At 33.5% G+C, this 25,392-nt stretch carries 21 protein-coding genes; 2 read left to right on the top strand and 19 right to left on the bottom strand.

What is annotated here, in order from left to right:
• Window positions 1-109: 109 nt before the first annotated feature.
• The 4 genes from M9189_RS06225 to M9189_RS06210 form a co-directional block, all read right to left on the bottom strand.
• The gene (locus tag M9189_RS06225) at window positions 110-595 is read right to left on the bottom strand and encodes a pyridoxamine 5'-phosphate oxidase family protein (protein WP_088656370.1); all 486 of its coding nucleotides are present in this window, start codon (window positions 593-595) and stop codon (window positions 110-112) included.
• A gap of 26 nt (window positions 596-621) precedes the next feature.
• Window positions 622-894: a hypothetical protein gene (locus M9189_RS06220; RefSeq protein WP_088656369.1), complete on the bottom strand. Its 273-nt coding sequence runs from the start codon at window positions 892-894 to the stop codon at window positions 622-624.
• Between the two features lie 184 nt (window positions 895-1,078).
• Complete coding sequence (locus M9189_RS06215) at window positions 1,079-1,768, bottom strand: ABC transporter ATP-binding protein (protein WP_250722682.1); 690 nt, start codon at window positions 1,766-1,768, stop codon at window positions 1,079-1,081.
• Window positions 1,769-1,775: 7 nt separating this feature from the next.
• Window positions 1,776-3,047, bottom strand: coding sequence for a DUF5687 family protein (locus M9189_RS06210; RefSeq protein ID WP_256469260.1), 1,272 nt, complete (start codon window positions 3,045-3,047; stop codon window positions 1,776-1,778).
• Between the two features lie 113 nt (window positions 3,048-3,160).
• On the opposite strand from M9189_RS06210, the gene M9189_RS06205 reads away from it, so the two are divergent.
• Window positions 3,161-4,546, top strand: a complete 1,386-nt coding sequence (locus M9189_RS06205) for an IS1380 family transposase (RefSeq protein WP_250722148.1) — start codon at window positions 3,161-3,163, stop codon at window positions 4,544-4,546.
• A gap of 210 nt (window positions 4,547-4,756) precedes the next feature.
• Here the strand turns inward: M9189_RS06205 and M9189_RS12960 are convergent, their stop codons facing one another.
• The 10 genes from M9189_RS12960 to M9189_RS06160 form a co-directional block, all read right to left on the bottom strand.
• On the bottom strand, window positions 4,757-4,978 hold the full coding sequence (locus tag M9189_RS12960) for a DUF5687 family protein (protein WP_419184188.1): 222 nt from the start codon (window positions 4,976-4,978) through the stop codon (window positions 4,757-4,759).
• A gap of 163 nt (window positions 4,979-5,141) precedes the next feature.
• On the bottom strand, window positions 5,142-6,332 hold the full coding sequence (locus M9189_RS06200; protein ID WP_250725447.1) for a TlpA family protein disulfide reductase: 1,191 nt from the start codon (window positions 6,330-6,332) through the stop codon (window positions 5,142-5,144).
• A gap of 183 nt (window positions 6,333-6,515) precedes the next feature.
• Window positions 6,516-7,088, bottom strand: a complete 573-nt coding sequence (locus tag M9189_RS06195) for a hypothetical protein (RefSeq protein ID WP_250725445.1) — start codon at window positions 7,086-7,088, stop codon at window positions 6,516-6,518.
• Between the two features lie 186 nt (window positions 7,089-7,274).
• Complete coding sequence (locus M9189_RS06190) at window positions 7,275-7,760, bottom strand: DUF2059 domain-containing protein (protein WP_250725443.1); 486 nt, start codon at window positions 7,758-7,760, stop codon at window positions 7,275-7,277.
• Between the two features lie 240 nt (window positions 7,761-8,000).
• Window positions 8,001-8,144, bottom strand: coding sequence for a hypothetical protein (locus M9189_RS06185; protein WP_250725442.1), 144 nt, complete (start codon window positions 8,142-8,144; stop codon window positions 8,001-8,003).
• Window positions 8,137-9,567 carry a BREX system Lon protease-like protein BrxL gene (gene brxL / locus M9189_RS06180; protein WP_250725440.1) on the bottom strand — a complete coding sequence of 477 codons (1,431 nt, stop codon included), beginning with the start codon at window positions 9,565-9,567 and terminating at the stop codon, window positions 8,137-8,139. Before brxL ends, M9189_RS06185 begins: the two co-directional genes overlap by 8 nt.
• Complete coding sequence (gene pglZ / locus M9189_RS06175; protein ID WP_250725438.1) at window positions 9,564-11,909, bottom strand: BREX-4 system phosphatase PglZ; 2,346 nt, start codon at window positions 11,907-11,909, stop codon at window positions 9,564-9,566. The genes brxL and pglZ overlap by 4 nt, the downstream gene beginning before the upstream one ends.
• 8 nt (window positions 11,910-11,917) lie before the next feature.
• Entirely contained in the window at window positions 11,918-15,307 is a 3,390-nt protein-coding gene (locus tag M9189_RS06170) for a hypothetical protein (RefSeq protein WP_250725436.1), read from the bottom strand.
• Window positions 15,308-15,314: 7 nt separating this feature from the next.
• Complete coding sequence (locus M9189_RS06165; protein WP_250725435.1) at window positions 15,315-17,888, bottom strand: phosphoadenosine phosphosulfate reductase domain-containing protein; 2,574 nt, start codon at window positions 17,886-17,888, stop codon at window positions 15,315-15,317.
• Window positions 17,889-18,471: 583 nt separating this feature from the next.
• The gene (locus M9189_RS06160; protein ID WP_250725433.1) at window positions 18,472-20,100 is read right to left on the bottom strand and encodes an AAA family ATPase; all 1,629 of its coding nucleotides are present in this window, start codon (window positions 20,098-20,100) and stop codon (window positions 18,472-18,474) included.
• 17 nt (window positions 20,101-20,117) lie between these two features.
• On the opposite strand from M9189_RS06160, the gene M9189_RS06155 reads away from it, so the two are divergent.
• The gene (locus tag M9189_RS06155; protein WP_250723328.1) at window positions 20,118-21,332 is read left to right on the top strand and encodes an IS4 family transposase; all 1,215 of its coding nucleotides are present in this window, start codon (window positions 20,118-20,120) and stop codon (window positions 21,330-21,332) included.
• On the opposite strand, the gene M9189_RS06150 is transcribed toward M9189_RS06155, so the two are convergent.
• The 5 genes from M9189_RS06150 to M9189_RS06130 all read right to left on the bottom strand — a co-directional run bounded on the left by M9189_RS06150 (window position 21,313) and on the right by M9189_RS06130 (window position 25,254).
• Window positions 21,313-22,068, bottom strand: coding sequence for an AAA family ATPase (locus M9189_RS06150; RefSeq protein ID WP_250725431.1), 756 nt, complete (start codon window positions 22,066-22,068; stop codon window positions 21,313-21,315). The genes M9189_RS06155 and M9189_RS06150 overlap by 20 nt on opposite strands.
• A 16-nt stretch (window positions 22,069-22,084) precedes the next feature.
• Entirely contained in the window at window positions 22,085-22,270 is a 186-nt protein-coding gene (locus M9189_RS06145; protein WP_250725428.1) for a hypothetical protein, read from the bottom strand.
• A gap of 176 nt (window positions 22,271-22,446) precedes the next feature.
• Window positions 22,447-23,274, bottom strand: coding sequence for a hypothetical protein (locus M9189_RS06140; RefSeq protein ID WP_250725426.1), 828 nt, complete (start codon window positions 23,272-23,274; stop codon window positions 22,447-22,449).
• Between the two features lie 189 nt (window positions 23,275-23,463).
• Complete coding sequence (locus tag M9189_RS06135) at window positions 23,464-24,384, bottom strand: hypothetical protein (protein ID WP_250725424.1); 921 nt, start codon at window positions 24,382-24,384, stop codon at window positions 23,464-23,466.
• 120 nt (window positions 24,385-24,504) lie between these two features.
• On the bottom strand, window positions 24,505-25,254 hold the full coding sequence (locus M9189_RS06130; protein WP_250722180.1) for a TlpA family protein disulfide reductase: 750 nt from the start codon (window positions 25,252-25,254) through the stop codon (window positions 24,505-24,507).
• Between the last annotated feature and the right edge of the window lie 138 nt (window positions 25,255-25,392).

Raw genomic sequence — 25,392 nt, 5'->3', positions numbered from 1 at the left:
ACGAAAATTTCAGGCCAAGCGCGACTGACGGGCGAGAACGAAACCCACTATATGCTGTGGAGCCCCGGCTGCCGTATCACAGCATGTTGTACCGTCGTGCATTATTATATTATCGTCCAGCTTTTCCGTGAATCTGTCTAACTCTAAGTTTCAAAATTTCCATTTTTGAGTAATAGTCATCCGATTTCAACTGCTTTTCTTTGATTACCGAATCCTTCTCCTCTAAATGAAGAAGTAAAATGCTCATACCATGTTTCTTTTCGTGCAAATCTTTTACAATTTGCATATCACCCCAGAAAACAACAGATTCATATTCATGTCCGCATTCGTCCATTACATATCCTTTATCCTCAATTACTGTCGCACAAACATTTTTGTTAGAATTCAAAAAATCCAACTTGAGACCATTTTTAGCGCAGTGAAAATAAAGTGTATCATTTTCGGCATCATATCCATAACTAAGCGTGACGATATACGGTTCATTCTCTCGACACATTGAAATCACAGCAAATTTTCCTTTTTCAAGGATTCTATCAATGTCTGATTTTTTAGTCAGTTCTCTATTTGGTCGATTATGTAAATGGTAATGCTTCATTATTATTCTTTCTGATTGTCAAGGTTTTAAAAAGGCAGGTTTTCTAAACCTTCATTATCAACCGAATCAGGTTCTTTGTTGTCTTGCTCTTTGAAATGATTATTAAAATCTTTTGCGCTATTTATTAACTCATAGTCTCCATTCAAATAGAAGTCCAAGTCAGTCGCATTTTTCTCGTAAAATTCATCGGCCGGAATGCCATCAATTACATAAACTCTTCGGAATTTCATTTTTCCACCAACGAAGTAAGTCTCTTTTATGAATTCACGTCCGTTTTTATCTATATGAATCTTTTTCACTTATCTATAATCCAAGTTAATTGCACTTCGGTTTTTGCATGCGGTACAACGGTTTGCAATATGACCAGTGGCGGAATGCGGGCGACATCCCTGTCAACCGTTACAAAACTTTGAGCGGGGCAGACGCTTTCAAGCTACCACCGCGCCCGACATTGGTTATATTGCTTGTTAACCACTGACATTTTTAGATGTCAAAATATTGCTCCAACTCAATCAATGTTTCATTACTTGTATTTGTGTCTTTAACAATATGACCATCTTCAAGTAAAAGTATTCGATTACACACTTCAGTTACATGTTTTAAATCATGGCTTGAAATCAATATTGTAACACCTTCATTGCTTAGTGCTTTTAATTTTGATTTTAACCAAGATTGAGAACTTGGATCCAGATTAGAAAAAGGTTCATCAAGAATTAGTATCTCTGGTTTTGAAAGGAATGAAGCTAAAATGCCAATTTTATTTTTATTCCCTGCCGACAGTTCTCGAATATATTTACCGGAAAAAGCATCTTGCTTGAAAAATTGCTCATTCTCTTCCAGAAAATCTTTAATATCAGCACTGTTTTTTCCGTGCAAACTTCCAATAAACTCAAAAAATTCAATAGGACTCAAAAAAGGAATAAGAAAACCTTCATTTAGAAATGATCCAGTATAACTTTTCCACTCATCAGAATCTGAAACTTTTATCAATTTTGATGTTACATATCCTTTTGTAGGTTCAATTAAGTCGAGTATTAAGCTAAGCATGGTTGTTTTTCCTGCTCCATTGTTGCCTACTAAACCAACAAAGTCATTTTTGGCTATTTTAAGATTGTCAACGGAAAGAGCCATTTGAGTTCCGTATACTTTTTGAAGATTAAATATCTCAATCATAATTTTCTTATTTTTTTCTAAAACCTACAGCCATTTTATATCTACGTTTCATAAAACGGCTTTCAACCATTTCCAACATATGTTTATTTAATGCTATTCCAATTAATCCTATTACAGCTATTGAATAATAGTAATAGGGAAGAATTCCAAGTATTTTATGTAGAAAATAGATTAATAGCGGAATTCCTATTATTGGTAGAATTACTAAAAATTGCGTTATGCCCGTACCTTGATAGTTCATAAATTGACTTTTACCTAAATCTATATATGATGTATTAAAAGTGCAAAAGAACATCATTATTATTGACGATATACCAATATTATACAATAAGAAAGCGGCATTAATGAAAGCGATTTTTGAACTAATCAACGCGTATGGCAGAACAAGTAAAAATCCGATTGAACTTGATATTGAAAAAAATATGTGTTTCGACTTTATATAGTTGAAATGGGAAATTTTGTTTGTCAAATAACTATCAAAAAATGAACTTTCCCATGAGAATAGGAATTGTCCATAGTTTGTAGAAAACATTGCAGGTAATAAAAGACCTGACAAACTTAATATTATGTAATTATCCAAATTCTCGTTTTTATAGAACATGAAACCATAAAGTACAAACAATCCACTTATATACAAAAGTGATCGAGGTCTTTTGTTTCGTAAAATCATTTTCAATTCAACTCCAATTAGTTGACCTATTTCTCCATAATTATTTAAGAAAGAAAATCCATTACTTTTTTTTATCGTCAATTTTTGAGAATCTTCAATATAAGCGTTGTTTTTTAATATAGTATAGGCCCAATAATAGGATATTACCGCAAATAAAGCTGGAACAAAAATAAAAGTGGTGGTATTTACCAAATAGAAAATAGCTGCTGAAAAATATTCTGATATAGATATGATTTTAGCAATGTCGAGATAAATCAAAAGTCCAACAAATGATAGAAATAGTAGCGATATTAGAGCTTGTCTCGAAAAATATTTCTTTAAGGAAAAATTGAGGAAATTATTTCCAGCAATCAGTGATAATACTGTAACGATCCATAACAAACTGAACTGAAAACTCTGTGTTAGATAAATATTCTTGATAAAAAAAGGGAGTATAAGTAGAATTGCCAATAGATTGAAAAAGCTGAACACACTTTTTATAATTGGATAATGTATTAATGTGTTTTTTTTTATTGGAAGCGTAAGATATGGTTGAATCGAGATGGTTGGTAGTTGTTGAAAGAAAAACCTCGCAATCAAGTCAAATAATAAATACCTATATTGAGCGATTTATACAAAAAAAAATAAAAGATAGCTTGCTTATAACCTTGATAATGTGTATTTTAGAGGTATTAAAATAAAAAAACAACACTTCACCATTTAGGTGCACAAGACTATCTTTTATGAGTACGAAGATAACAAAAATCGGCATTACAACCAATAAAATTTCTGGTCGTGGAGGGCTCCCTTTATTTCTTCGCTACACTGAGCAAATTGGCTTATATGGGCTAATATCGCGTAATGTTTCTTCTCTGCTTACTGGAAACAGCAAAGGCTTGCAGCTTCAACAGTTTGTAAAACAGATTGTTGCATTTTTTATAGATGGCACAAATATGGCCATAAGCAGTTTTGATCAAAGTAAAAAGGATGAAGGATATGCATGTTTGCTTGAATGCAAGACCGACCAATTGGCCTCTTCTCACCAGGTCAAACGTTTTTTTGGGAAGCTGTCCGTTATTTCAAACTCGGTATTCAATAAGATACTTAATGAACTGTTTATCTGGAGGCTTCACATATCCAAACCCAAAGTTATAGAACTGGGCATTGACACCATGGTTTTGGATAATGACGATGCTGCGAAACGCGAAGGTTGCGAGGTCACTTACAAGCGTAAGAAAGGGTTTCAGCCACTTCATATATGCTGGGGCTCGTTTCTGATAGACGTGACCTTTAGAAAAGGAAGTGCTCATTCCAATCATGGATCAGATTACACCGACAGGGTACGCTCTATAGTAAATCTGATACGCAAGAGATACTCCAAAGAAGTCCCTATTGTGGTGTGCGCCGATAGTGGGTTTGCGGATCAGAAAGCGTACGAGATATTCGAGCAAGAGCTTAATATACATTACATTACAACAGGAAAATTGTACAATGATGTTACTGAATATGTAAAGGCTTTACCCATTGACACTTTGGGCAAAATCACTAAAAATAAAGCAGTCTGGCAATTTGCGGAATTTGCCAGCAAGTTGAAATCCTGGTCCAAGTTTCGTCGTTGCTTTTTTACCAGATTGCACCGGGATGATACCGGGCAGTACGTAATGGAATTTGGTAAGCCTGACAGCGTCATCTATACCAATATCGGGAACTGTCCTGTCGCTGACAAAAGGCTTCGGGCATCCGGTGGAGATGAGTGGTTTAAAGCTGATACCATCATACGAAAATCACACCAAAGAGGAGCCGACGAGTTGATACATCGTAGCATTAAAGAGCTTGCTACCAGAGAACAACTTCCTTTTAAATCCTTTGGAATGAACAGAGCCTATTATTTTATGCTGGTAGTTACACACTTTATTTTCGAAGCATACAAACAAGATGTTACCGCAGAGGTTATTCCGGTAACCGTATATCCTAATACATTCAGAAGAAAGCTTATTGATTTTGCTGTCAAGATAACCTCAAGGGCAAGGAGTATTGTCCTGAATGTCACCAGAGTAATTTATGAAACGATAAATATTGAAGAGTTATGGGAACGGTGTCAGTCACCGCCGAAAATTCAGTTTGCATAAGGCAGAACAACATACCTCAGGATTGTAAACCCGTAGTGGTAATGGGAGACTTATGTCCAGACCCATAGAAAATGCGATAAAGTTCGGTTTGAGTGAAAAACAGAACTGAATTTTCGTTGAAAAAGTACACGAAAGAAGCCTACCTCTGAGAAAATTTCCGTTTTTTTGAAATCAAGTGAGACGACGGGGGCAGGTGAAATTACGAATCGCTCAATTTAGGAAATAGTAGAATAATAACCTTGTAAATGATTCAATTACATCACAATCTTTAAATACATCAAGCAGTATTTTATCTGCAAAAAAGCTAACTGCAATAAAATTTAATATGAGATACAATCCTAAAATACCAAGTACAATATTTAGTATAATATTCTTTTGCCAAAATGAAGATCGAATTTTCTCTTTCCATTGATGTGTCAATAATTTGTACATATGCTGCTGTTTTTTATGTTTGTGGTTAACGGTTGCGTATATGAAATGTTGGGGCTGCGGGAGACAGACTTGTCTGCCGTTACAAAAGTTTCTGCGGGGCAGAAACTTTCGAGTAACCACTTAACCCCCCAATATTTTTATATATGATGTTGTGTGCTGAACTTTATAATAATGTTTTAATTGCATTTTCAATTTCAATCTCAGTTTCCCCTTTTTTATAACCATAGATTATTTTACTAATTCTCTTATTATTGTCCAGAATAAGAAATGTAGGCGTTAAATGCAAATTATAAGAATCTAATGTTGTTTTATCAGCGAGTAAAATTTCATATTTTATCTCATGTTGTTTTATGTAATTTAGCAATCCTTTTTTCTCATTTTCATTGTACAAACTGACAAAACTAAAATCCTCTTTACTATATTTTTTGCTCAAATCATTTAAAAATTCCACAGACAATCCACAAGGTCCGCAAAACATACTCGTATAATTAATCATGTACACTTTACTTGAAATGTCTTTCAGGGAATGGGATTTATTTTCCAAATCATTTAATTGATAGTTAAATGCAATACTGTTGATTAAATCTATTTTAGGCTTATTATCTGCTTCTGTTCTTGTAGGCATATCCACAGGTATATAATTTGAAATAGCAAAATTGTTTCTATTGAGATTGTTAATTTTCAAATTACTAATTTCCTCAATCATTGTATTTGCAGGTAGCGTTCTTTGGAATTTATACGGAAGGTTCGTTTTTCTATTTATCCATATGATATATTCCGATATAACACCTTCGTTGGAACCTAATTCTGAAATATGTATTGGAAGTCTACCGACTAATTCCACTTCCTCATTAAAAATTGATATTTTGTAAGCAACAGAGTTTTTATAAAAAACAGAATCGATTTTGATGCTATCTTTAGTTGTTAAAGCATATTCAATCAAGGCTTTGGATTTTGCAAAGAAAGGAGCAATTACTGTTCTATATGGCCATGGATTTTTACTAAAATCGTCAGTCTCAAAGTTATTTTCTTTCCAATTAATTCTTGCTCTCATCTTTCCATCGTAAGCAAAAATCATTTTTGTAGTGTCTGATAATTCAAATTTTACGTAGTAAGCTCCAACAGATGTGTCTGCCGGTACAGTATATTCATTAAAATATTCAAAGGTTTTCTCATCTATTGGTATTGTGTCCCCTGAAAAGCAGAAGAAATTAGTTGAATAATATGACGCTGTTTCGATTTGTCTAATTCTCTCTAAAACTTTGTCAAGATTGTCTAAATCTTTTGTCTGACTACTACAGCTTATTAGCCCAATAATTACTTGGGTTAGTGTAATTACTATTAATCTTTTCATATTTCAGTTAGTGTTTGAGTTTGAGTTAGTTTTGCACACAACGGATGGCAATATGGCATGAAGCGGATTGCGAGTGATACCTTATCAAGCCGAGATGAAGTTGGAACGGGCTAAAGCCGTTCCAATTAAGCACTTCACCGCTTTTTGCTATATTGCGTGTTAGCGGGTCGTAAATTTTTCTTGTCATAATTTCACTTTTATTCCAAATGGGAAAAATGTAAAAGCATAAAAATTATCAAAATGGTCAATATTCATGGGTGAATAATAAATCCGATTAAATGGTATTAACACAATCAAAGGTGAGCTTTCAAAATAAAGTCTTTTAGTTACCCTTATGTTTAATGTCAAACTAGCATTAATAGTCGCTCCAAAACTATCATTATCATCCCAGTTAACATGCAATGCTCCAAGTCCTAGTCCTCCAGTCCAAAACAATCTATCTTTTATCAAATTCAATTTGTAATATCCATTTATACTCAACTGGCTCAAATTACTATTAAGGTCATAAAGTTGGTCAGTCATAAAAAATCCAAAATGTCGAGAGTGTTCATAAGAAATCCCATATTGCCAATTTTTCATTAAGTCCCTTTGATATTCAAAAAATGTACGAACACCAAGCGAATTATATCCATCGACTATAAATCCTGTTTGAAATGTCAGGTAATCAGTTTTTCTCGTTGTTTCTTTATCAGTCTGAGAAAATCCTTTGGTACCTAGTAATCCAAAAAACACAAATATTATCCATTTAATTCTCATATTCTTTCTATCAATATTATAGTGTCAGTGTCGTTTTTTTTATGCCCGCTAACGTTCGGCGGTATGCGCAGTGCGGGATTCAAAGCGCTAACTTGTCGAGTTACTGCAAAGGTTAATAAATGAGCTGCAAATAAAACAGGCACAACACCCCGCATTGCGTATGACCGCTTGTTAGCATTAGTGCATTTAATATCCCTTCTCTTTGAGCTTATTTACAAATTCCATTCCTATTTTTTGTCCCCAATGTTGGCCAACTTGCATTGATTCTTGCATAATCAATGGATTCTTCTCTGCATATTTTTGTCCAACTGGTGATTCATAAAATTTAATTAATTCATTTAAGTCTTCAATTGTCAGATGTTTGCTATACACTGGTATCAACATTGATATTAAATCATCCATTGAAGTTTTATTCATTTCTTTTTCTAAATCATTCCATATTTCTGTGGGTACATTTGACTGTTGCTGTTTAAACACTGAAAACATCTGTTTTATAGCAACTTCATAAGTTTGCTCTGTATGAGAAACTCTAAACAATTTAATTAGTGTCTCTTTATACTTATCATCTGACTGAGCTGATGTTAGTTGATAGAAAAATAGAAGCAGTAATCCTAAAAAGCAAAATTTTTTCATGGTAAGTAATTTATTTGGTTGAGTGTCTTTTTTTTGCATTAATGCTAACGTTTGGCGGTATGGTTAGTTGCCGATTTCGAAGCACTTTCCTATCAAGTCACAACTACTTTGGATACGAGCTGTACCGCTCGAATATGCACTGCACAGGCAATTAACTATACCGCGTGTTACCGCCTGGTGTTCTATCTTCCAGTCTTGTAAACCATTGTTCTTGTTCAGTTTTTTAGACCTTATCATTTTACTTTCTTTCTTTTCTATCGGTTCGTGTGTCAGCGTTTTTTATTTTTTTAGTGGCAGCATTTTTTTTAAAAACAATTTCTCTTGGTGCGTTGGCTTTGCAAGCTCTTTGACAAAGCTTTGGGTAAAGTGCTGGCTTGTGGGGCTTTGGCAATGTGCTTGCAAATCGGGCAGGTTATTATTCATTCATTTCAATTTTAATATCTGGCATTTCATCAGAGAATTCCTCATCAATTAGGTGAATTTGTCTTCTAATTATTTGTCTTTTTTCTATTGATGGAATTAAACAATAGGTTTTAAAGTCTTCTTTGTCGATCTCAGAAGTGTCATTTACATTTGGGAAAAGCAGTTTCAAATATGCAGTAGCTATTCTTTTAACTGCTGTAGTATCTCTGGTGTCGGCTTTTGCAGGAACTTCCAATAGGTCGTTAACAATTGCAGAGTAAATAGGTTTGTCTCGAAGTTCATGCATTATTTCTGAAAAATACTCAACATTTAGCGTCCATCCATTAATTTTTAAATCTTCACTAATTCGTGGTAGTTTCCATCCTTCAATAAAACCATGAAAACGATCTAAAAGTGCGGATTCTTTGAATGTTTCAGGGAGTTCTGAAAAGTATTTTAATCGCATAGGTTTTTTATCTTTTGAGAGAGAGATGTTTCCCATTATAATCAAACCAGCTTGAGATACTAATTTAACATTGGCAACAGTTGTATAACCAAATTCAAGGTAACTTTTAAGGGCTGCTTGAATTTCTGCTGAATCAGAAAAAGTAATTGTTTGAATTTCATCCATTGTAACAAAATCGTACAATGTAATTGCACCCATTGATTTTTTGGTCATATCATAAAATAACTTTGCCCTAGTTACTTTACCGCCACTTATCATCCAACCATATTTACTTAGGTTACCAAAAATGTAAGATTTCCCCGTCCCCTTTGGGGCTAATTCAATCATATTTAGTCGAGGTTCAATAAATATCAAAATTCTGCTCAGAAACATCAGTTTTTGTGACAAAGATTCAAAGCCATCTGGATTGTATTCCATTGATCGTATCAATAGGTCTATCCACTCAGTTGTACTAAATTCTTTTCGTGCTGCTCTGAAATATTCCAAATCTACTTTATAGGGCTTGAAGGCCTTGTAATTAACGAGTTCAACAAAGCCCTTCTCTTTATCTGCAGGTGGTTGATATACTAAGGTGACAACTCCCCAAAGTTCACCATCTTTTAATTCTTTATTTTTTTTTGCAACATGATCAGGTATTCGACCTTCACTTGATTTTATGCCCAAATCAGGAATAGAAAATAGCAATTTATCATTTTTCAAATCTGTTTCAACAATAAATCTTGTTAATACAGTTACTTCTTCCCTGTGAGTGCGCAAGCGATTCTTAAGGTCGTTATCCTTACTGGGAATATGATCTTCCAAGAATTTTAAAACACCATTTCGATCTAAATTGCCATAGTTGTCAGTATAGCGTTTTATTAAGAAGTCCTTAATGAATGAAGGCAGGTTCTTACCAGCAAAAACGCTGTAATTCTGAGGAATCTTAATAACCGATTCATCAGGAAATGCTTGTTTTATTTTTTCGTCAAGTGTGCTCAAAATAAGTCCTCCTCTATTATACCTGAGATTATGTTAATTGTGAATACTTTTTCACTTTTTCCTGTTTTTACCTTAATTGGAATTTTGCCTGAAAAAGATCTATCAAGGTTTACTTCCCACATTTGAGTTGTTTCATTAAAATTAAGTTTCGTTATTTTTCCCTTTATCTCAATATTTGCTGTAGATGGTTTTGGAGTTATTTTAATTGAAATAAGAGGTTCTTTTTTAGGTATATCTGTCTTCTCAATAATAATAGAATAATCTATTTTTGCACTGTCTTTCTTGTTAGAAATTACTATAAATGGGACCAACACTTCTTCAGGAGTTACACCTCCATGAACTTCTCTAATTGGTTTTTTCCCTAATGAATTGTGTTTTAATGCAATTAAATAATTTCTCTGGTCAATCTCTGATTTATGAATTATGTAATCAGTATCAGGAATATGCTCCTTATCCTTAACTTCAATAAAACGTCCCTCGTGGCTATCATCTTTCCCATATTTCTTAGATGCTGCATATCTAGACAAGGCGGTTAGTCCATGATCAGAAACAATCGCAATTGTTTGCTCTGTATCAAGAATTAAGTACGTGTCAATAATTCGCTTGATTTCAGTAAATTCCTTAATAATAATATCTGGATAAGAATAAAGATTTGAGTGAATAAAAGAATCAAAGTCCTGTACATATTTCGTATCCAAAAATTTATTCTGATCTGTACTTGTTGGCAGATTGGCAACTCCAATGATTTTTTTTATTACATTTAAATCATGTTTTTGATTAATAACATAATTCTCAATAAAAGACACCCATTCAATCCCTATGGCATCAATCCATATTACTTTATCCACTTTATTTGAATGGATAATGCTGTGAATTGATTCAAAACTATGATACCAATTGTAAAATGATTGGTCATTGGTATTCTTTAAAAGCAATATTTCATTCAAACGGTTGGTTGTAGAGTCGTTCAGTTTTGATTTCTTATACTCACTTAAATACTCTAAAACCCATTCATTTTCATTTTTTAGATTGTCAAATGAACATTCTGAATTGTAATATAAAATTTCAGGAAATCGTTGGGACAATAAACCTAAATTATCAATTTTCCCTTTTGCGAATAATTCAAGAATATAGACTTTCTCGAATTGGAACATGCCAGTGGTGAGCAATAACGCCCGTCTATAATCGGCAATAGACCGAATATTAGAATTTAATTCAACAAGGGTTTCATCACAAAGATTAGTTGGTTTAAGCCTTGAAAACTGTTGAATTAACTCTAATCGATCATTAATAAATTCCTCATTGATTTCCAGACTAAATATTCTTTGGTAGATACTTTTAAGTAGTGTGTGATCAGAATAATCTGGTAGTGACTCAAGAATTTTAAAAATGTATTTTTTTTCTAAACAACTTTGAGTTAATACAAAGTGTTTTAAAAGCCATTTCTCAAATAAATCGTTTGACTTTAGCCAATGCTCCAGTAAGGTAAAAATTGTTAATGAAGTAACCTTGAAATAGCTTTTCACAAAAGCCTTAAATGTTGAATAGTCTTTGTTTAAAAAGCTGAGAAATTTTTCCCAGAACAATATATCAAGATTATCAAATGGAATCGGAACTTCAATATTGAAGATTTTTTCAATTAAATTTTTCGGGTTATCAACCTGTTCAATAGTAAAAATAGTGTCAGGTAAAGTGTTCTTGTAGAATAAGTTTAGTGGTTTCGAATGACATACGACATCACAGGGGCTTTTTTTCTTCCAAAACTTTAGCCATTCTTCAGTATTTGCAATGGTTTCATAATTAGAAATCCTTTTCGAGTAAGTTTGTGATGATAAAAATACTTTTATTGAATTTGGTTTCTCTCTTGATATTTTCCAGTAGGGAGCTGACTCTTCTTTTCTAGTAAAACCCTGAAAAAATTCTTTCTCAAATCTCTCTTCAACTCCTATTAATGGTAAATAAATCCGTCTTGATAATTCATCATTTTCAATTAACAGCAACTGATTGAAGAAGTTAATAAAATCCTCTTTAGAATAAAATCTTACAATTTCGGAAAAAGGCACAACAGCCGTATCCTCAGATAAGTTTTTCACTATATTGATTAATGTATCCTTTGTAATCCACCCATCTGGATGAGGTAAATCTTTTTCAAGATGATAGTTTTTGACTCCAATCGAAGATAACCTTTCAATTAACAATCTAAAAGTTTCAAATTTTTGCAAAAAAATCAATCTGACAGGGTATCGTCTTGACAGTATATCACGTGTAACCTTGTCAGAATTGATTTCAGAAATCAATCCTTCGAGATTTTCAAATTCTTTTATTTTATCTACCAATTTCATGAATGCGTTTAACTAAGATATTTATCAATCAAACTTATCAATTGAGAAAAATTAGGATTTTCTTCTACCATTTTCACAATTCGATTTTTAAGTTCTTGTTCACCATGATTGAAGTTCCTGACTTTGTAAATGATTTTTTCTCTTTCTGGAGTAGGAATGGGCGTAGGAGTATCCGGATTTTGAGGAGTATCTGGATTATTTGGTGGAGTTGGATTTGATGTAGGTTGATTTTTATGTGTATGCCATTGATATACTTTTAGCTTTACATTGTCTTCCTTCCATAAACCTATCTCTTCCTGCATGTTAGAAAACAAATAATCTGCAACCTCCCTAAAGTTTGCTTCTGTAATAGAAATGCCTTCATCCACACTTTGCAAGAATGACAAGAACCCGATACTGAAATTTTCAGGTTTAAGTGCTAATTTTAACTCAAACCGATATTCCTTTATTTTTTCTAAAACTCCGGAAATCAGCTTTACATCTATTTCATTTGTGGAATTAAAAATCAGTTTTAATAACTCATCAATAGCAATCGCAATGTTCTTTCCTTCAGAATAATATTTCAACGACCAAATAGGGTATTTTGCAATTGTTTTTACGTAATTTACTATTGCCCAACGTGTGTCAGTAATACTATTAAAGTCTTTTAAATCAAACAGATCAAGTAATATATTTTTTAGTTCTCTTTCTTCTTTCGAACCAAAACGCACATTTAATTTATTTTGTTTTTTGTTGTCTTGCCAAAAACTAAACATGTCGCCGATCAAATCCCGCATTTCATCTTTCTCAATTGGTCTTCCTACATCAGCTACATAAAGTTCTCCAATATATTTTCTTAGGACAAAACCCATTAGCGCCATATTTGGCATATTGGTATAAAGTCCATATGGGGCTTCCGTTAAGAATTTTAATTCTTCACCAATATTGAAAAGCGATCTATGTTTGAGTTTGGAAAATTTTGTGTCTATCTCGCTTTGAATAATATTTAACGTGTGATTCGTGTCGCCATCTGGCTTTAACATTAGATTATCAAAAACAATATATTCTTCCTCCTTATCTTTAACTAAAAATTTAAGATATGAAGTGGGACCACTTGATGTTTTTTCTTCTAGTTCTGTGCGGTTATCTGCAAAAATAAAAATCTCTGCAGATTTAATTGCATTTTGAAACTTCCAGACATTAGCATTCCTGTATAGTAGAGAAATATTATCTATACCTTTTGAAAAGATTATTGGACTATAAGAACGGTTAATTTCACTTCCAATTTTAGTTGAAAGATGCTTTTCATCCTTGTCCCTGAAAATAATCTGCATGTATCTGTTTCTCATTCTCGAAAACCACTCTTTGACTTGTTCTTTTGCGTAGTTTTCATATTTAACCGACTGTTCGTCATAACTATGATTGTCGCTAACCTGCTTTCTGGCAATATAATCAATAAACTTTTCGTAATTTCTTTCAGAGAATGGTTCTTCAACGATAACAAAAATTATATCCTGAAAATCTTCATCTTGCGCTAATTCTTTAATTTTGGGAATGGTTGTTAAATGATCATAGTCTCCGTTTGCTATAAAAACGGCACATTTTAAACTGAATGGTTTTCCAAAGACTTTGTTTAAACGATTCCGCAAAATATGCTCATTCTCAATGTTGGTTGAAAACAATACAATTTCAGACTCTCTGTAAATATTGTCCTTAAAAATACTCTTCTCTAAGTCCTTATCGATTTGAGCATACTTTAATACATTGATTATATCTTTAAATTGATTTCTAACGCTTTCTTTCGCTTGTTCTATTTCTCTAATTGGTAAAGATGAAAACTCAATTAAGAAATCACCCCCTGGTGTCTTTGTAACGATTCCTTTTTCGTCTATAAAGTTTAATATTTCAGATATTTCTTTCTCAAAACCAGAACCAGTAAAAAGTGAAGTAATGTTCTCGGTTGAAGGAGTAACCGGACTTCCTTCTTCGCCTGTGACTTCAATTACTTTGAATAATACGTTCAGAAGCAAAATTCCTTTAAATACCTTTGTACACTGTTCTCCATGTTCCTGAACCCTTTGAATATTCAGCCGATACTTATCAAGCACTTGATTAAACCGTGCTTCTTGATCATTTTCAAAAGCATTTACAAAGAAATCCCATAAATAATCTGCTGTAAGTAGGCGTTCTCCGTTTAACTCTTTGTCTAAATAATTTAAGAACCCATATTCCTTATCGTACAAGAAACCAAATATACTTCTATTGGTCGAACCTAAATTGCGGGCTATAAAGGTTGATAAATAGGCAGAATATGGATGGATAGGAAAAAGGTCTTTTATTTTGGATTTTGCCGATGCGCTATGATTATTGGTCAGTAAATTAATTAAATCGTTCCATTGTGTTGAACCCTCAAATATTTCACCTTGCAGCCTGCGCCATTCATCAATATTTATTTTTTTGATGGTTGCTGCAATAATATGATAGGTGGTAATAGGCTCCATACGGTATTGTATAATATGAAACCTGTCATTCATTCGTGTTAAATCCTCTTTTGGTATTGTATGTTGATGGGGTGTTCTATGGCTGATTAAATACAAAAAGATGTTGTTCTTCTCACTTAATTCGGCAATATTTTGTAGTTGATTAATTATTCCTGAATTAATAGAATCCATCACTGAAGTAAACTCATCCCAAATGATAATTATGCCATCTGCTTTCTTTTGAGCTATAACTTCATTATTGACTTCAACAAGCCAGTTGGTAATATCTGCATGTGAAAAATGAACACCTTCTTTATTCAAAGTGCCTTCAATTACATGAAAAAATTCAATGTCAGATGCATTCAGTTTTTTTAAGATGTCGGTTTTGGTTGTTACATAGATGCTAAGTTCGTCATGCTTTCTTATCAGTGAATCCCAGTCTATTAGAGGGCTATTTACCTTTTCAATTAATCTGTCGAAATCGCTGGTTGTTACAATACCTAAATCCTTGAACCCTGGCGAAGTTCTTACAGCTTTCTCAATTTGCAACGCAAAGGTTCTGCTATCTGAAATGCTTCCCAATCCTTTTAATACTATGGGCATTAATTTATTATTGCTTCGATAGTTCTTTAATTTTGATTTTAAACTTGAATCATCAATATTCTGATCTATATAATTTTCAACCTCTGCATAATCATCATACAGCAAATGCTTAATCACAGAAGCGGCATGACTTTTTCCTGTGCCAAAAGTTCCCTGAATCCAGATAGATTTTCTTAGACTTGGTTCACTTGTATCTATTGCAGAAAGTGTTTTCCGTAAAACCTCATAAAATTGGTCGTTTGGAATAAATTGTTTCCAATAATTAAACGTTTCGTTCTCAATATTAAATACAGGGTGAAAATACTCCTGTAATCCAATAATTTCTGAATATTTCATGATGCAATTATTTATCAAGTAAAAGTTTAAGCACTTCGGTATAGGTTAAATCTTCACGTAATGAAATATTATCGAGCCCCATTACCAAATCAACTTTTACAATTCCGTTTTTATTTTCTTGCAACGTTCTCAAAATGTTTTGGAATCGTTCTTTTGATACTCCAAACTCCCTGTAAATGCCTTGCTTTTGTTCGGGTGCGTAAAATTCGGAAACGGTTAAATTGTAGCGGTTTTTGCTGTTGGCGTAACGATAAAGCGAATACGCTACAGTTATTGAATCAATACTTTCATAAGGTTTTTTAATAATTGTATCAATAGCATTTCCTTTTTTCTTTAATTGACTAAGTTCTAAAACACTACCCAAGGAGCTTTCATCAAAAGTATTGAGTAATGCGCCTAATGGATTTTTTAGTGTGCCTGCACCATAATTTGGATAATCATTTTGAAGCATTGCTAATAGTTCGTTTTTTGAGTATGACCTATTATATTGAACATTGCCAACATACCAATTGGTAATTGTTGAATTGTAGGCAAGATTTATCCAAATAATTTCCCAAGTGAAATTTGTTTTATGCTGATAAAATTCTTTTAATAAGATTGCCGTTTCGCTTGAGTTTTTATCTGTTCGATTTAGTAAATCGGCATCTCGAAGCCAATGTGTTAAAGCGGGAATCATTTTTGTTCCTAAATCGTTATTCCCAGTCTCAAAATAATTTTCAATATTCTGAAAATACTGGCTAAGCCATTTTTCTCGTAGACCAAATGTCGAATACTTGTCGATACCAGATGATTTCATATTTGATGAGTTTTTAATGTTTCCTTCTGAGATATTTATTGATTTTGCCAATAAACAGCCCTTTTCATTTATTTCAGAACACCTACCACAATGAATACATTTATTGGAATCAATAGTAACTTTTGGTTCCACTTTAAGAGCTCCAGTAGGACATTCTATTTCGCATGCTTCACAATGAGTACAATAAGTTGTTTTGTATAAAACTTTTTTAATTTTACTAAGTAATATTGGATTATCACTTATATTTTTAAATACAATAATTTGTTTTATATTTTCATCATTTATGATGGTAGTAATATTCAAGATAACAGGTATTTTATCAATTAGTATTTCTCCATAAATACTATCATTTGTGTAACTAAAATTTATATAGCCTAAAACTTTTAACCATTCAGTGATTTTTTCTTTAGGATTAGTGAGAATTACCTTAAATTCAGGCTTAAACTGAATAAAATCTATCCTTGAAGTATTTGAATCATTTAATTTGCCACCTGCCCTTTTTTTCCAGTTACCTTCTTTTATATAGTTAAGTTTCTTCTCTTTGTTCTCAATCCCTATGGTGTCCGTTTGACTATATATTATATCAATGAATTTATCAATGTTCTCTGGATACATTTTTTTTACTATATGTTCGGACCACTCTGAAGAAAATGGACATATTGTACAACCAACTCTTGATAAACCATTTCTATAGCCAGCATTAAATGGCAGATTTCTACTAAAAAGATACAAATATATTTCAGTAGCACTCCAATCAAAAATTGGTCTTGCATTTATTACATTGTTATGCTTTACCCCTTTACCAATTCGTGCATATTTTTCTCTTGCGTTACTTTCTTCCGCTCTAACACCTTCAAAAACGAGGACATTAGGTTGCTTCCCATTCCCTTTTATATCTTTTAATAACTTGTAAAGAGGGGCAGTTTTTGCAACAGTGCAACACCATCTATTAAGACGACTTGGTGCACCAAACTCGCTCCAATTATCAATAATATTTTGATGGTTTTTTGATAAATGAAATTTCAGTTCTGGATACTGTTTGGTGTAAATTCGTTTTGTTAGTTGATAAATTTCAATTGAAGGAGGAATTTCCATTCCAGTATCAGAATAAATCACCATAAAATCATCAGGTGGTATAACGCGGCTTACAAGATCAAGTGTAACCTGAGAATCCTTTCCGCCACTAAAAGAGGCAATAAATTGGTCAATCTTGGTGTTCAGGTAAACTGTTTTGTTATTTTCCTTGGCTAAATCAAGTGGAATAATATCAAAACTATCACAGTCTTGCTTAACAACAGCATGTTTAATTTTTGTATTCTTTTCATGCATTTCAGCAAGCAATGCCCAATCAACTTCTTCATTTGCTTTTGCTTTGCTTCTTATTTTCTTGAGACTATAAGTGCGATAAGTTTGTTCAATAAATTCAATGGCTTCCTGTTCAAGTAAGAAAAGTAATTTTTGATTTTTTTCAACTACCTTCTGAATGTTGATTGGCTTTAGTTTTAAATCTTTCCCTGCATTTGTGATTTCGATTGTCGGGTCGTCAAATATATTTCCGCCTTTCACTTCAGCAACTAATTCCCCTTTATAATAATATCTTCTATCTAAAGCCCATAGTAAAGGGTCATTTGATGCCTGATATCTCCAATTAAATTTTTTATCAAAACCAAGCAAGGTTAATTCTTCATGGAAAACTGGTCGTGGTGAAACATTTAAGGCATCACCGTTTCCGTTTGTTGTAAGCAAAACTCCATTAATATCTTTGTCCCAAACTACTCTAAACATACAATTTAAATTAAAATGGTCAAAGATACTAAAAGGGTCGGCAAGATTGCACTCTTTGGCAAAGCTTGGGCTGTAGCGTTGGCTCGTGGGGCTTTGGCAATGTGTGCAATGTGGGTAGGCAATTGCTTTATAAAATGTGTGGTGAGCAAAAAATAAAAAACATTGGGTCGGCTTGTTTGTATGCTCTTTGATCTTGTCAATATTTCGTTTTTCTGTCCTTTCACTATGGTTTACTTACAGTTTAGTTCTGTCGTCTGTCTTTTTTACACTTGGCGGTAACGGTCGAGTGTATGTGCCGTAAGGGATTGCAGGGCAGTGTCCTGTCCTCCGACACGAAAGTTTGAGTGGGCTACAATGCTTGAATACCCACTGAAACCCTTATGGCATATACACTTTGTTAGCGTTTCGTTGTTCATTTTTCTCGTTATTTCTCTTCCATTTTTGCTGCATATTTTCTATCCGTCGTGCGTTGGAGTAGGCAAGCTCTTTTGCAGGTTTTGGACTTAGCGTTGGCTGGTGCGACCTGCAAATGTGCTTGACTGCGAAGCGTTGACCATATATGATATTATAAATTCCAAATTAATTATTGTTTCATTTTGTTATAGTGTAAGGGATCTGTTGATTCAATCAATTTCATTAAACATTTCGAAGCTTGGTGAATTTCTTGTGGGTTTTTAGAGCCATTAATAGAATGTGATAATATATTACAGACTTTCAATAAAACACCAAGTTCAGTCTTAGTTTTATCATCTGTAATTTTAAAATCATTTACTAAACGACCAAGTTGAGCACTTGTTAAATTCAATTCTTCCCCAATTTTAAAACTATACCATTCTTCGAAAACTCTTCTTATAACATTTGGGTAATGATAAATTTCGCATTCGGTTGTTGCCTGACCTTCATGCTTTTGTGAAAAATTATATATTTCTTTGAATAAGTATTTATATGGCTTTTCAATATTCTTTGCTTTAACTATCTCACTTTTACCGTTACTTTTTCTTATTTCAAAAGTTGCATATTTAGATTTGGTTTCAATACCATTTTTATCTGTTTTATCTTCCCAAGCTTTTTTGCCAAAAGTCAAGTTGCAAAAGTCTTCCCAAGAATGGGTCATTACAAAGACTTGTTGATTTGGAAGTTCCAAAAGATTTTTCATAAGTTCCAAAATGTAAAACTTATTTGAATCATCCATACTTGAAATTGGGTCATCTACTATGATAAGTTCAATTTCTGGTTTTATTCGCTGTTGTTTGTTATCAGCAAAAAGTTCGTAATAGAAAAACAACAATGCTAAAAGATTTTTTTCTCCTTCACTAATATCTTTAATTGTTAGTGTAGCGTTTTCATTGGTGCTTTTGATAATGTAATTGCGGTTATCTGTATCGAGAGTAACTTTTAGCGATATATTTATCTCATTCAGAATTTGAGAAACAAAATCAGCAAAATCTTTTGTGAGACTTTTTTCTTGCTTTAAATCTTGAATTTCTTGTTGCTTCTTCTTGTTGTTCTCACGCTTTTCTTTTAATTCAACTTCCTTTTCTTTAACCTCCTTTAGCTTATCTTTTATAGTGACTGATTGAAGTATTTCTAAACCAATTGCACCCTTTACTAAGGTGGTCAGATTATTGTGTTTTTTTCTTAACTCCAATAATTGTTCGTTTTTGGTTATAGAAATAGCTGTTATTGATTTTTCAATATCTATCAAAGTTTTTTCTAAAAGTTCAAAGTCGAAATATTCTTGAATTTCAATATTATCAATTTTCGATTGACACGAGGTTATAAAAGCTTCAATAGTGTTTTTCTTTGTGAAAATTGCAGTAAAATGTTTGTCTATCTCTTTACCAATGTTGGTAGAATAAGTTTTTGATTCTTTCTCAATTGATTTGATACTCTCTAAAAGGCTTAGAAGCTGCTCTCTGAATTTCTTAAGTTTTTCAGTTGCCTTATGTCTTTTATTTTCTTTGTACTGGGCTATTTTCGACTTAACATCTGAAAAATCTAACTTGCCATGACAGAACTTGCAGTTATCGCCTTCTTTGTGAAGTTTCAATCCTGATTCAATCCATTGAACAACTTCAAATTCGGGAATAGTAATATCATCTCCAAATTTATCTTTAAATATCACTGTTGTCCGATAAAAACTTTTTAGAAAAAGTACGCGGGCAAATTTGAGTTTTGCCCGTCGTACTAATAATTGTAGCTTTGTATTCATCACAAAACAAGTCTACAATGAACAAAAGTACTTATTTTTTTGGACAATCGGTATTCGGACAGCTCATATCTATGGTAGATACAAGGATTATCGCCCGAAACAGCAAACGGTACAAGGCCGATCATTACGTGAAACGTTTCACGGCTAAGGATCACCTTATAAGCATGTTGTTTTGCGTCTTCGCCAAATGCTCCTCCCTGCGCGAGGTGGCGGGTGCAATGCTCGGTCTTTCAGGCAAGACCAGGCATTTCCAGCTCGGCCACATACCCTACCGGAGCACCTTGTCGGACGCCAACAAGCGCAGGAGCGTTGATTTCTTCTCGGGCGTGTACCACGACCTGCTTCGCGAGTACCAACACGTGATCTCGGACACCCGCTTTAAAGATGTGTTGAACAAGCAGGTCGAGATCTTCGACAGCACGGTTATCAGTTTGTTCCAGGACATCTTGAAGTGCGTCGGCAGAACACCCTCGAACGGTAAACGCAAAGGGGGGATCAAGGTGCACACCGTTATCAATGTCGACGAGCCCGTTCCCAAGATGATATGGTTCTCATCCGCTGCCACGAACGATCACCTGCTGTTGAGGAAACTGGAACCGGATGACAACACTATTTACGTCTTCGACAAGGGATACAACGATTATAAAGCCTTCAAGCTGTTTTGTGAAAAGGGAGCCGGATTCGTTACCCGCATCAAGGAGAACGCCGTTTACAAGGTGGAGCAAGAACTTTACATCGATGAATGCATCCACAGCGGCGTGCTGGAAGACACTATCATCGAGGTGACCGTGAAGGAAGATGATGGCGGGAGCAAGCTGAAGTTGCGCAAGGTGGTGTTCTACGACAGGGTGTTGAAAAGGAAGTTCGAGTTCCTCACCAACCTGTTCGAGATGCGGCCCGACATGATAGCGGCCTTGTATAAAACAAGATGGCAAATAGAGCTGTTATTCAAGCAGTTAAAATCAAACTTCCCCCTGAAGTACTTCCTCGGGGATAACGAGAACGCGATAAAAATACAGGTATATTGCGCTTTGATCGTGAACCTCTTGCTCACGGTTATACAGAAGCGGTTGAAACGGCCTTGGGCATTCTCCAACCTGGTGTCATTTTGCAGGATACACCTGTTTAATTACCTGCACTTGATAAAATTTTTAGAAAACCCGGAACGAGATTGGCAACGAGATGACCAGGATTTAGAGATGCTTACCCTTTTCAGGGGGGCTTACTTTTGAAAATAGAAAAATTATAAAAAGAAACGACTGATAATAAGCCGGTTAAAAGTAACGAAGAATCAAAATCGGTTTTTATCGGACGGCAATGTTTAAATATTACTTTTACTTCTTCAATTAAAGTTGTCGGAATATTTGGAAAGTTTAATGGTCTTAAATTCTCATTTTGTGAAATTTGTTTTTCGATTGTATCGTCGCCATTTATTTTTATTAATTTATCTTCATCTGCTTCAATTTTTTTAGCATCCTGAAAATCTTTTTTGTAAAGTTCAATCACTCGCTCAACAGATTCATCTTTGGACTTTCTTTGAATATTAGCTTCGCCTTTTCGTCTATCGTGAATTTTGTCTATTTCAGTTCTAATTTCTTTGCGTAATTTGGCAATACCTGTGTCAAGTTTTTCAATTTCATCTTCTTTGATAATTAACCTTTCGAGTTCTTTAATCTTGTTTTCTATATCAACGCCACCTTTACCAAAACTTGCCTCAACGCCTTTAATTTTACCATCCGAATTTTCAAGCAATAATGAATTTGAAATGTAATCTCTATCAAAGATTCTAAGATTCTCAGGCTTCTTAGTTTGGTCTTTAAGAAATTCATCTTTTATACCAATAGCAATAGCACTTTTCCCTTTTCCATTGTAACCAAATAGAATGTTTTTTTCACGAAAAAGTAAATCATTAGGATTTGTGTAACCAACAAAAGATTTAAGAGTAAAGTTATTTAGTTTAGTTATCATTTTTCCCCAATTTTAGTTAAAACATGATTTCTGTTCTTGTCAATGAGTTATCAAGGTTGGTGGGTGGGTTTGGGTGCGCATGCAAAATGAAGGCTCTTTTGGCTGCGAAGCGGTCGCCCGTGTTTTGGACAGCCAAATGTGCCTGATTGTGGGTATGGTTTCCGTTTTCTTTGTCTTTATGCAGCAAAAAATCTTTTATCATTCTGTCGTCTGTTTTGTCTTTTTACAATGAACGCTAACGTCCCGGCTATATGCGCCTGGGCGTGGCTTTCAGACTAGCTGTGACTTTATCAGCTTGAACGCATGGGAGAGGGTAGAACGAAACCCTCAATATGCTGTGGATGCCACGACTGGCGTATATAGCTCCGTTGGCTGCAGTTATTTCTTTTCAATCTGTTGGTTATAAATTTTTTCCCAAGCCTTTCTTTTCATGATAGCAAGGTTCTCTTTCTCCATATCAAAAATCGAAACATATTTATTACTCATGACAAAATGTTTCGTCCACTCAACATAGTCTTTGTATAGTAGTAGTGTACAAATATCCGTCGAGTTAATATAGTCTGATACAACGTGTGAATGATATGTTGATTCCATTTTGTTTTCGGGGTTATCAGATTTATAGGGGAATTGCAGTAATGATTTGTGAATCTGAGTCTTATTTTTTAACCTATTCTTTTTGTCATACTCTAATAAATAATCGTTCCCAATTATTACCACATTACTAACCTGAGTACCGGTCAAAATAAAAACTCTTTTCTTTTTATCCGTAATCAATGGAATTGGGTTTAAGGCCGTATTCTCATAAAAGGTAAAAAAGTTTTCTGAATTGTTTGAGATTCTTTGAATTGCATCTTGGCGTATTTCAATCAAATTCTTTTCAAGAGATGTAATCTTTAAATCAACTGTATCTATTTCTATAGGTGCATTAGGAATGCTGTCAAATTGATATCTTACTAATAAACTGTCATTATTTTCCCTACCGAAAAAAATAGTCATTATTTCATGTTTGTCCGATTCATAGGAAAGATATCCACCTATTAAATTTCTTTTTTCAGGAAATCTCGCTAAAAAATCATCAGTTCCGTTCCATGATGCTTTTTCCAGTCTAAAAAGTAATTTTCCTTCTGCCAATATTTCATCTGAATTTTGACTATATGCAATTGATGAAATACAAAATGCTATTAAAATCAATGTTTTTTTTATCATCTTGATATTTTGTAATAATGTTTTTATGTAATTGTCGCACTCTTAATTGCAGCCAACGTTTAGTATATGCAAAGTAGGCGATTGCGGGCTTCAAACTTATCAAACTGCTACAATTTTTAAGCGGGCTACAACCCTTGAATTTACTGCTATTTCGCCTATTTTGTATATACATTGTTGTGCAAAGTTTTTTTACGGACAATCACACATTTCATAACTTCCTTTATAATCTACTAATTTATAGTCAGCCTTATTAGATAAATATAAAGACCGATATTCACAAACATCATTTGCGTAATAAGTCAAAACATAATCATAGGTTTTATCTCCATTTATATCTCCAATCCAGATATCGTGAAGTAATGCTCTGTGCTGATGTGGAGAGATAAACAAGTATTGTATGTCATTTGTCATACTATCCGTTAATTTAAGGGTGATATTGAAAAAGGTAGGCATAATCGTTCCTAATCCATTATATTCAAATGTTTTTTCACATAGTGTTGCGTTATAATCAAGTGTTATTTCATTTGAATCGCTCTGGATTATAAATCTTTGTGAAGGTGTTACGTGATAGTCGTAATCTATCAATGGTAAATATTCTATCTTACCAATCTCTAATTTGGCTGATTTATCAATTAATAGAAATACCTTATCTTTTGAATCATAAAGATTTACTTGATGGCTCTCATTACAACCCTCAAATTCAATCAATGTTTTATATGTCAACAAGGTATCAATAAAGAATTCATTTTCTCTCCTAATCAACCCGTAACAAATTTCCTTTGTTGAGCCAGTAGTGTCATTATACTCAGAAAACTGCCAAAAGTATCTTTTTACAAAGTCGGTCTGAAAATTAAAATCTGGATAAGATTTATCAACAATCAAGTAGGCATTTGAGTCAGAGATATCCATTACTGATTTTTGCTCATATTTATCAATCGTAATCTTTTCGCTTACTTTAGGTTCTAAGTTCTCAACTTGAACCAAATCTTTCTCTCTTTCAATTTCTACTGAAATAGTATCAGCATATTCCGTTTCAGTCTTTTGGGTCTTAGTCTGATTACAAGCCGTAAAAGCTATCAAAATCAGTGCTATGTATGTTAGTTTGTTCATCGTCTTTTTAAATTTTGCACAACGGTGGCGGTATGGCCAGTAAGGGATTGCGGGAGATTTCCTGTCAAGTTACACGAAAAGTTAAAGCGGACTACAAACCTTCGCAAACCACTAAAACCCTTATTGGCTATTACCGCGTGTTGGTAGCAGTAATTTTTCAATAATAGATTCAAAATACTTTAAATTGTCATCATTCAAATTACCTCCTAAACCTCCTTCTATGTATTCAATAAAACCATTCCTGCTAATAAAAATGTTCTCAGGATAAGGCTTTGAACCTATGTAATTAATAAATTCTTCTGAATTTGGTATGTGAATAAAATTGAAGTCATTTCTATTTAAAAATTTCCTGACTTTTTTAGCATCATCAAAAGTCATTGCAACAAAATCTACTCTGTCAGAATATTTTTCTTTCAACTTGTTTAATGCTGGTATTTCAGCAACACAACCGCCGCAGTTTATAAACCATAAATTTATCAACATTGGCTTCAATTGTTGTCCTCCAATTTGAATACTGTCTCCATCAATAGTATTGAATTTTTGAGGTTTAATTTTCATTCCAATTTTATCAAAATTATTTGCTCTTACTAAATATTCATTTCCAATTCTTATGTCATAATTAAATGGTTGAATGATTGAGTCTTTTGTAGTTTCTAAAAATCCAAAATGGATTGTTAAATGTTCTTTGCCTTTTAATGAATCAGGAATATTCTGATGTAAGGTTCCTATAAATATTTCAAATTCAGTTTTGTTTAGAATTTCATTTGTAAATAAATTCCGATAGAAATTAGGTTCTGGTCTTTTGTTCTTTTGACTGCAACTCAATAGGATGGTTAGAGTCAAGATTGAAATTATCGTATAGATTTTCATGAGTTTTGGGTTTGATTATTGCTACCAACGGTCGGCGGTATGAAACGTTGGGGATTTCGGAGCTGCGAACCTATCAACCGATAAGAACCTTGCCAGCGAGCGATGCACTTGGCATACCACTTAAACCCCAATGTTTTA

The organism is Xiashengella succiniciproducens (genome assembly GCF_023674465.1).
GTDB classification, from domain to species: domain Bacteria; phylum Bacteroidota; class Bacteroidia; order Bacteroidales; family Marinilabiliaceae; genus Geofilum; species Geofilum succiniciproducens.
Note: the sequence above shows the minus strand (reverse complement) of the source record. Positions and strands in the feature narration are given on the sequence as shown.

Excerpts from the sequence above, each read along its gene's own strand:
- M9189_RS06225 (WP_088656370.1), bottom strand. The coding sequence starts at position 595 with ATGAAGCATTACCATTTACATAATCGACCAAATAGAGAACTGACTAAA.
- M9189_RS06215 (WP_250722682.1), bottom strand. The coding sequence starts at position 1,768 with ATGATTGAGATATTTAATCTTCAAAAAGTATACGGAACTCAAATGGCT.
- M9189_RS06205 (WP_250722148.1), top strand. The coding sequence starts at position 3,161 with ATGAGTACGAAGATAACAAAAATCGGCATTACAACCAATAAAATTTCT.
- M9189_RS12960 (WP_419184188.1), bottom strand. The coding sequence starts at position 4,978 with ATGTACAAATTATTGACACATCAATGGAAAGAGAAAATTCGATCTTCA.
- M9189_RS06200 (WP_250725447.1), bottom strand. The coding sequence starts at position 6,332 with ATGAAAAGATTAATAGTAATTACACTAACCCAAGTAATTATTGGGCTA.
- M9189_RS06195 (WP_250725445.1), bottom strand. The coding sequence starts at position 7,088 with ATGAGAATTAAATGGATAATATTTGTGTTTTTTGGATTACTAGGTACC.
- M9189_RS06190 (WP_250725443.1), bottom strand. The coding sequence starts at position 7,760 with ATGCAAAAAAAAGACACTCAACCAAATAAATTACTTACCATGAAAAAA.
- M9189_RS06185 (WP_250725442.1), bottom strand. The coding sequence starts at position 8,144 with ATGAATAATAACCTGCCCGATTTGCAAGCACATTGCCAAAGCCCCACA.
- pglZ (WP_250725438.1), bottom strand. The coding sequence starts at position 11,909 with ATGAAATTGGTAGATAAAATAAAAGAATTTGAAAATCTCGAAGGATTG.
- M9189_RS06170 (WP_250725436.1), bottom strand. The coding sequence starts at position 15,307 with ATGAAATATTCAGAAATTATTGGATTACAGGAGTATTTTCACCCTGTA.
- M9189_RS06165 (WP_250725435.1), bottom strand. The coding sequence starts at position 17,888 with ATGTTTAGAGTAGTTTGGGACAAAGATATTAATGGAGTTTTGCTTACA.
- M9189_RS06160 (WP_250725433.1), bottom strand. The coding sequence starts at position 20,100 with ATGAATACAAAGCTACAATTATTAGTACGACGGGCAAAACTCAAATTT.
- M9189_RS06155 (WP_250723328.1), top strand. The coding sequence starts at position 20,118 with ATGAACAAAAGTACTTATTTTTTTGGACAATCGGTATTCGGACAGCTC.
- M9189_RS06150 (WP_250725431.1), bottom strand. The coding sequence starts at position 22,068 with ATGATAACTAAACTAAATAACTTTACTCTTAAATCTTTTGTTGGTTAC.
- M9189_RS06145 (WP_250725428.1), bottom strand. The coding sequence starts at position 22,270 with ATGATAAAAGATTTTTTGCTGCATAAAGACAAAGAAAACGGAAACCAT.
- M9189_RS06140 (WP_250725426.1), bottom strand. The coding sequence starts at position 23,274 with ATGATAAAAAAAACATTGATTTTAATAGCATTTTGTATTTCATCAATT.
- M9189_RS06135 (WP_250725424.1), bottom strand. The coding sequence starts at position 24,384 with ATGAACAAACTAACATACATAGCACTGATTTTGATAGCTTTTACGGCT.
- M9189_RS06130 (WP_250722180.1), bottom strand. The coding sequence starts at position 25,254 with ATGAAAATCTATACGATAATTTCAATCTTGACTCTAACCATCCTATTG.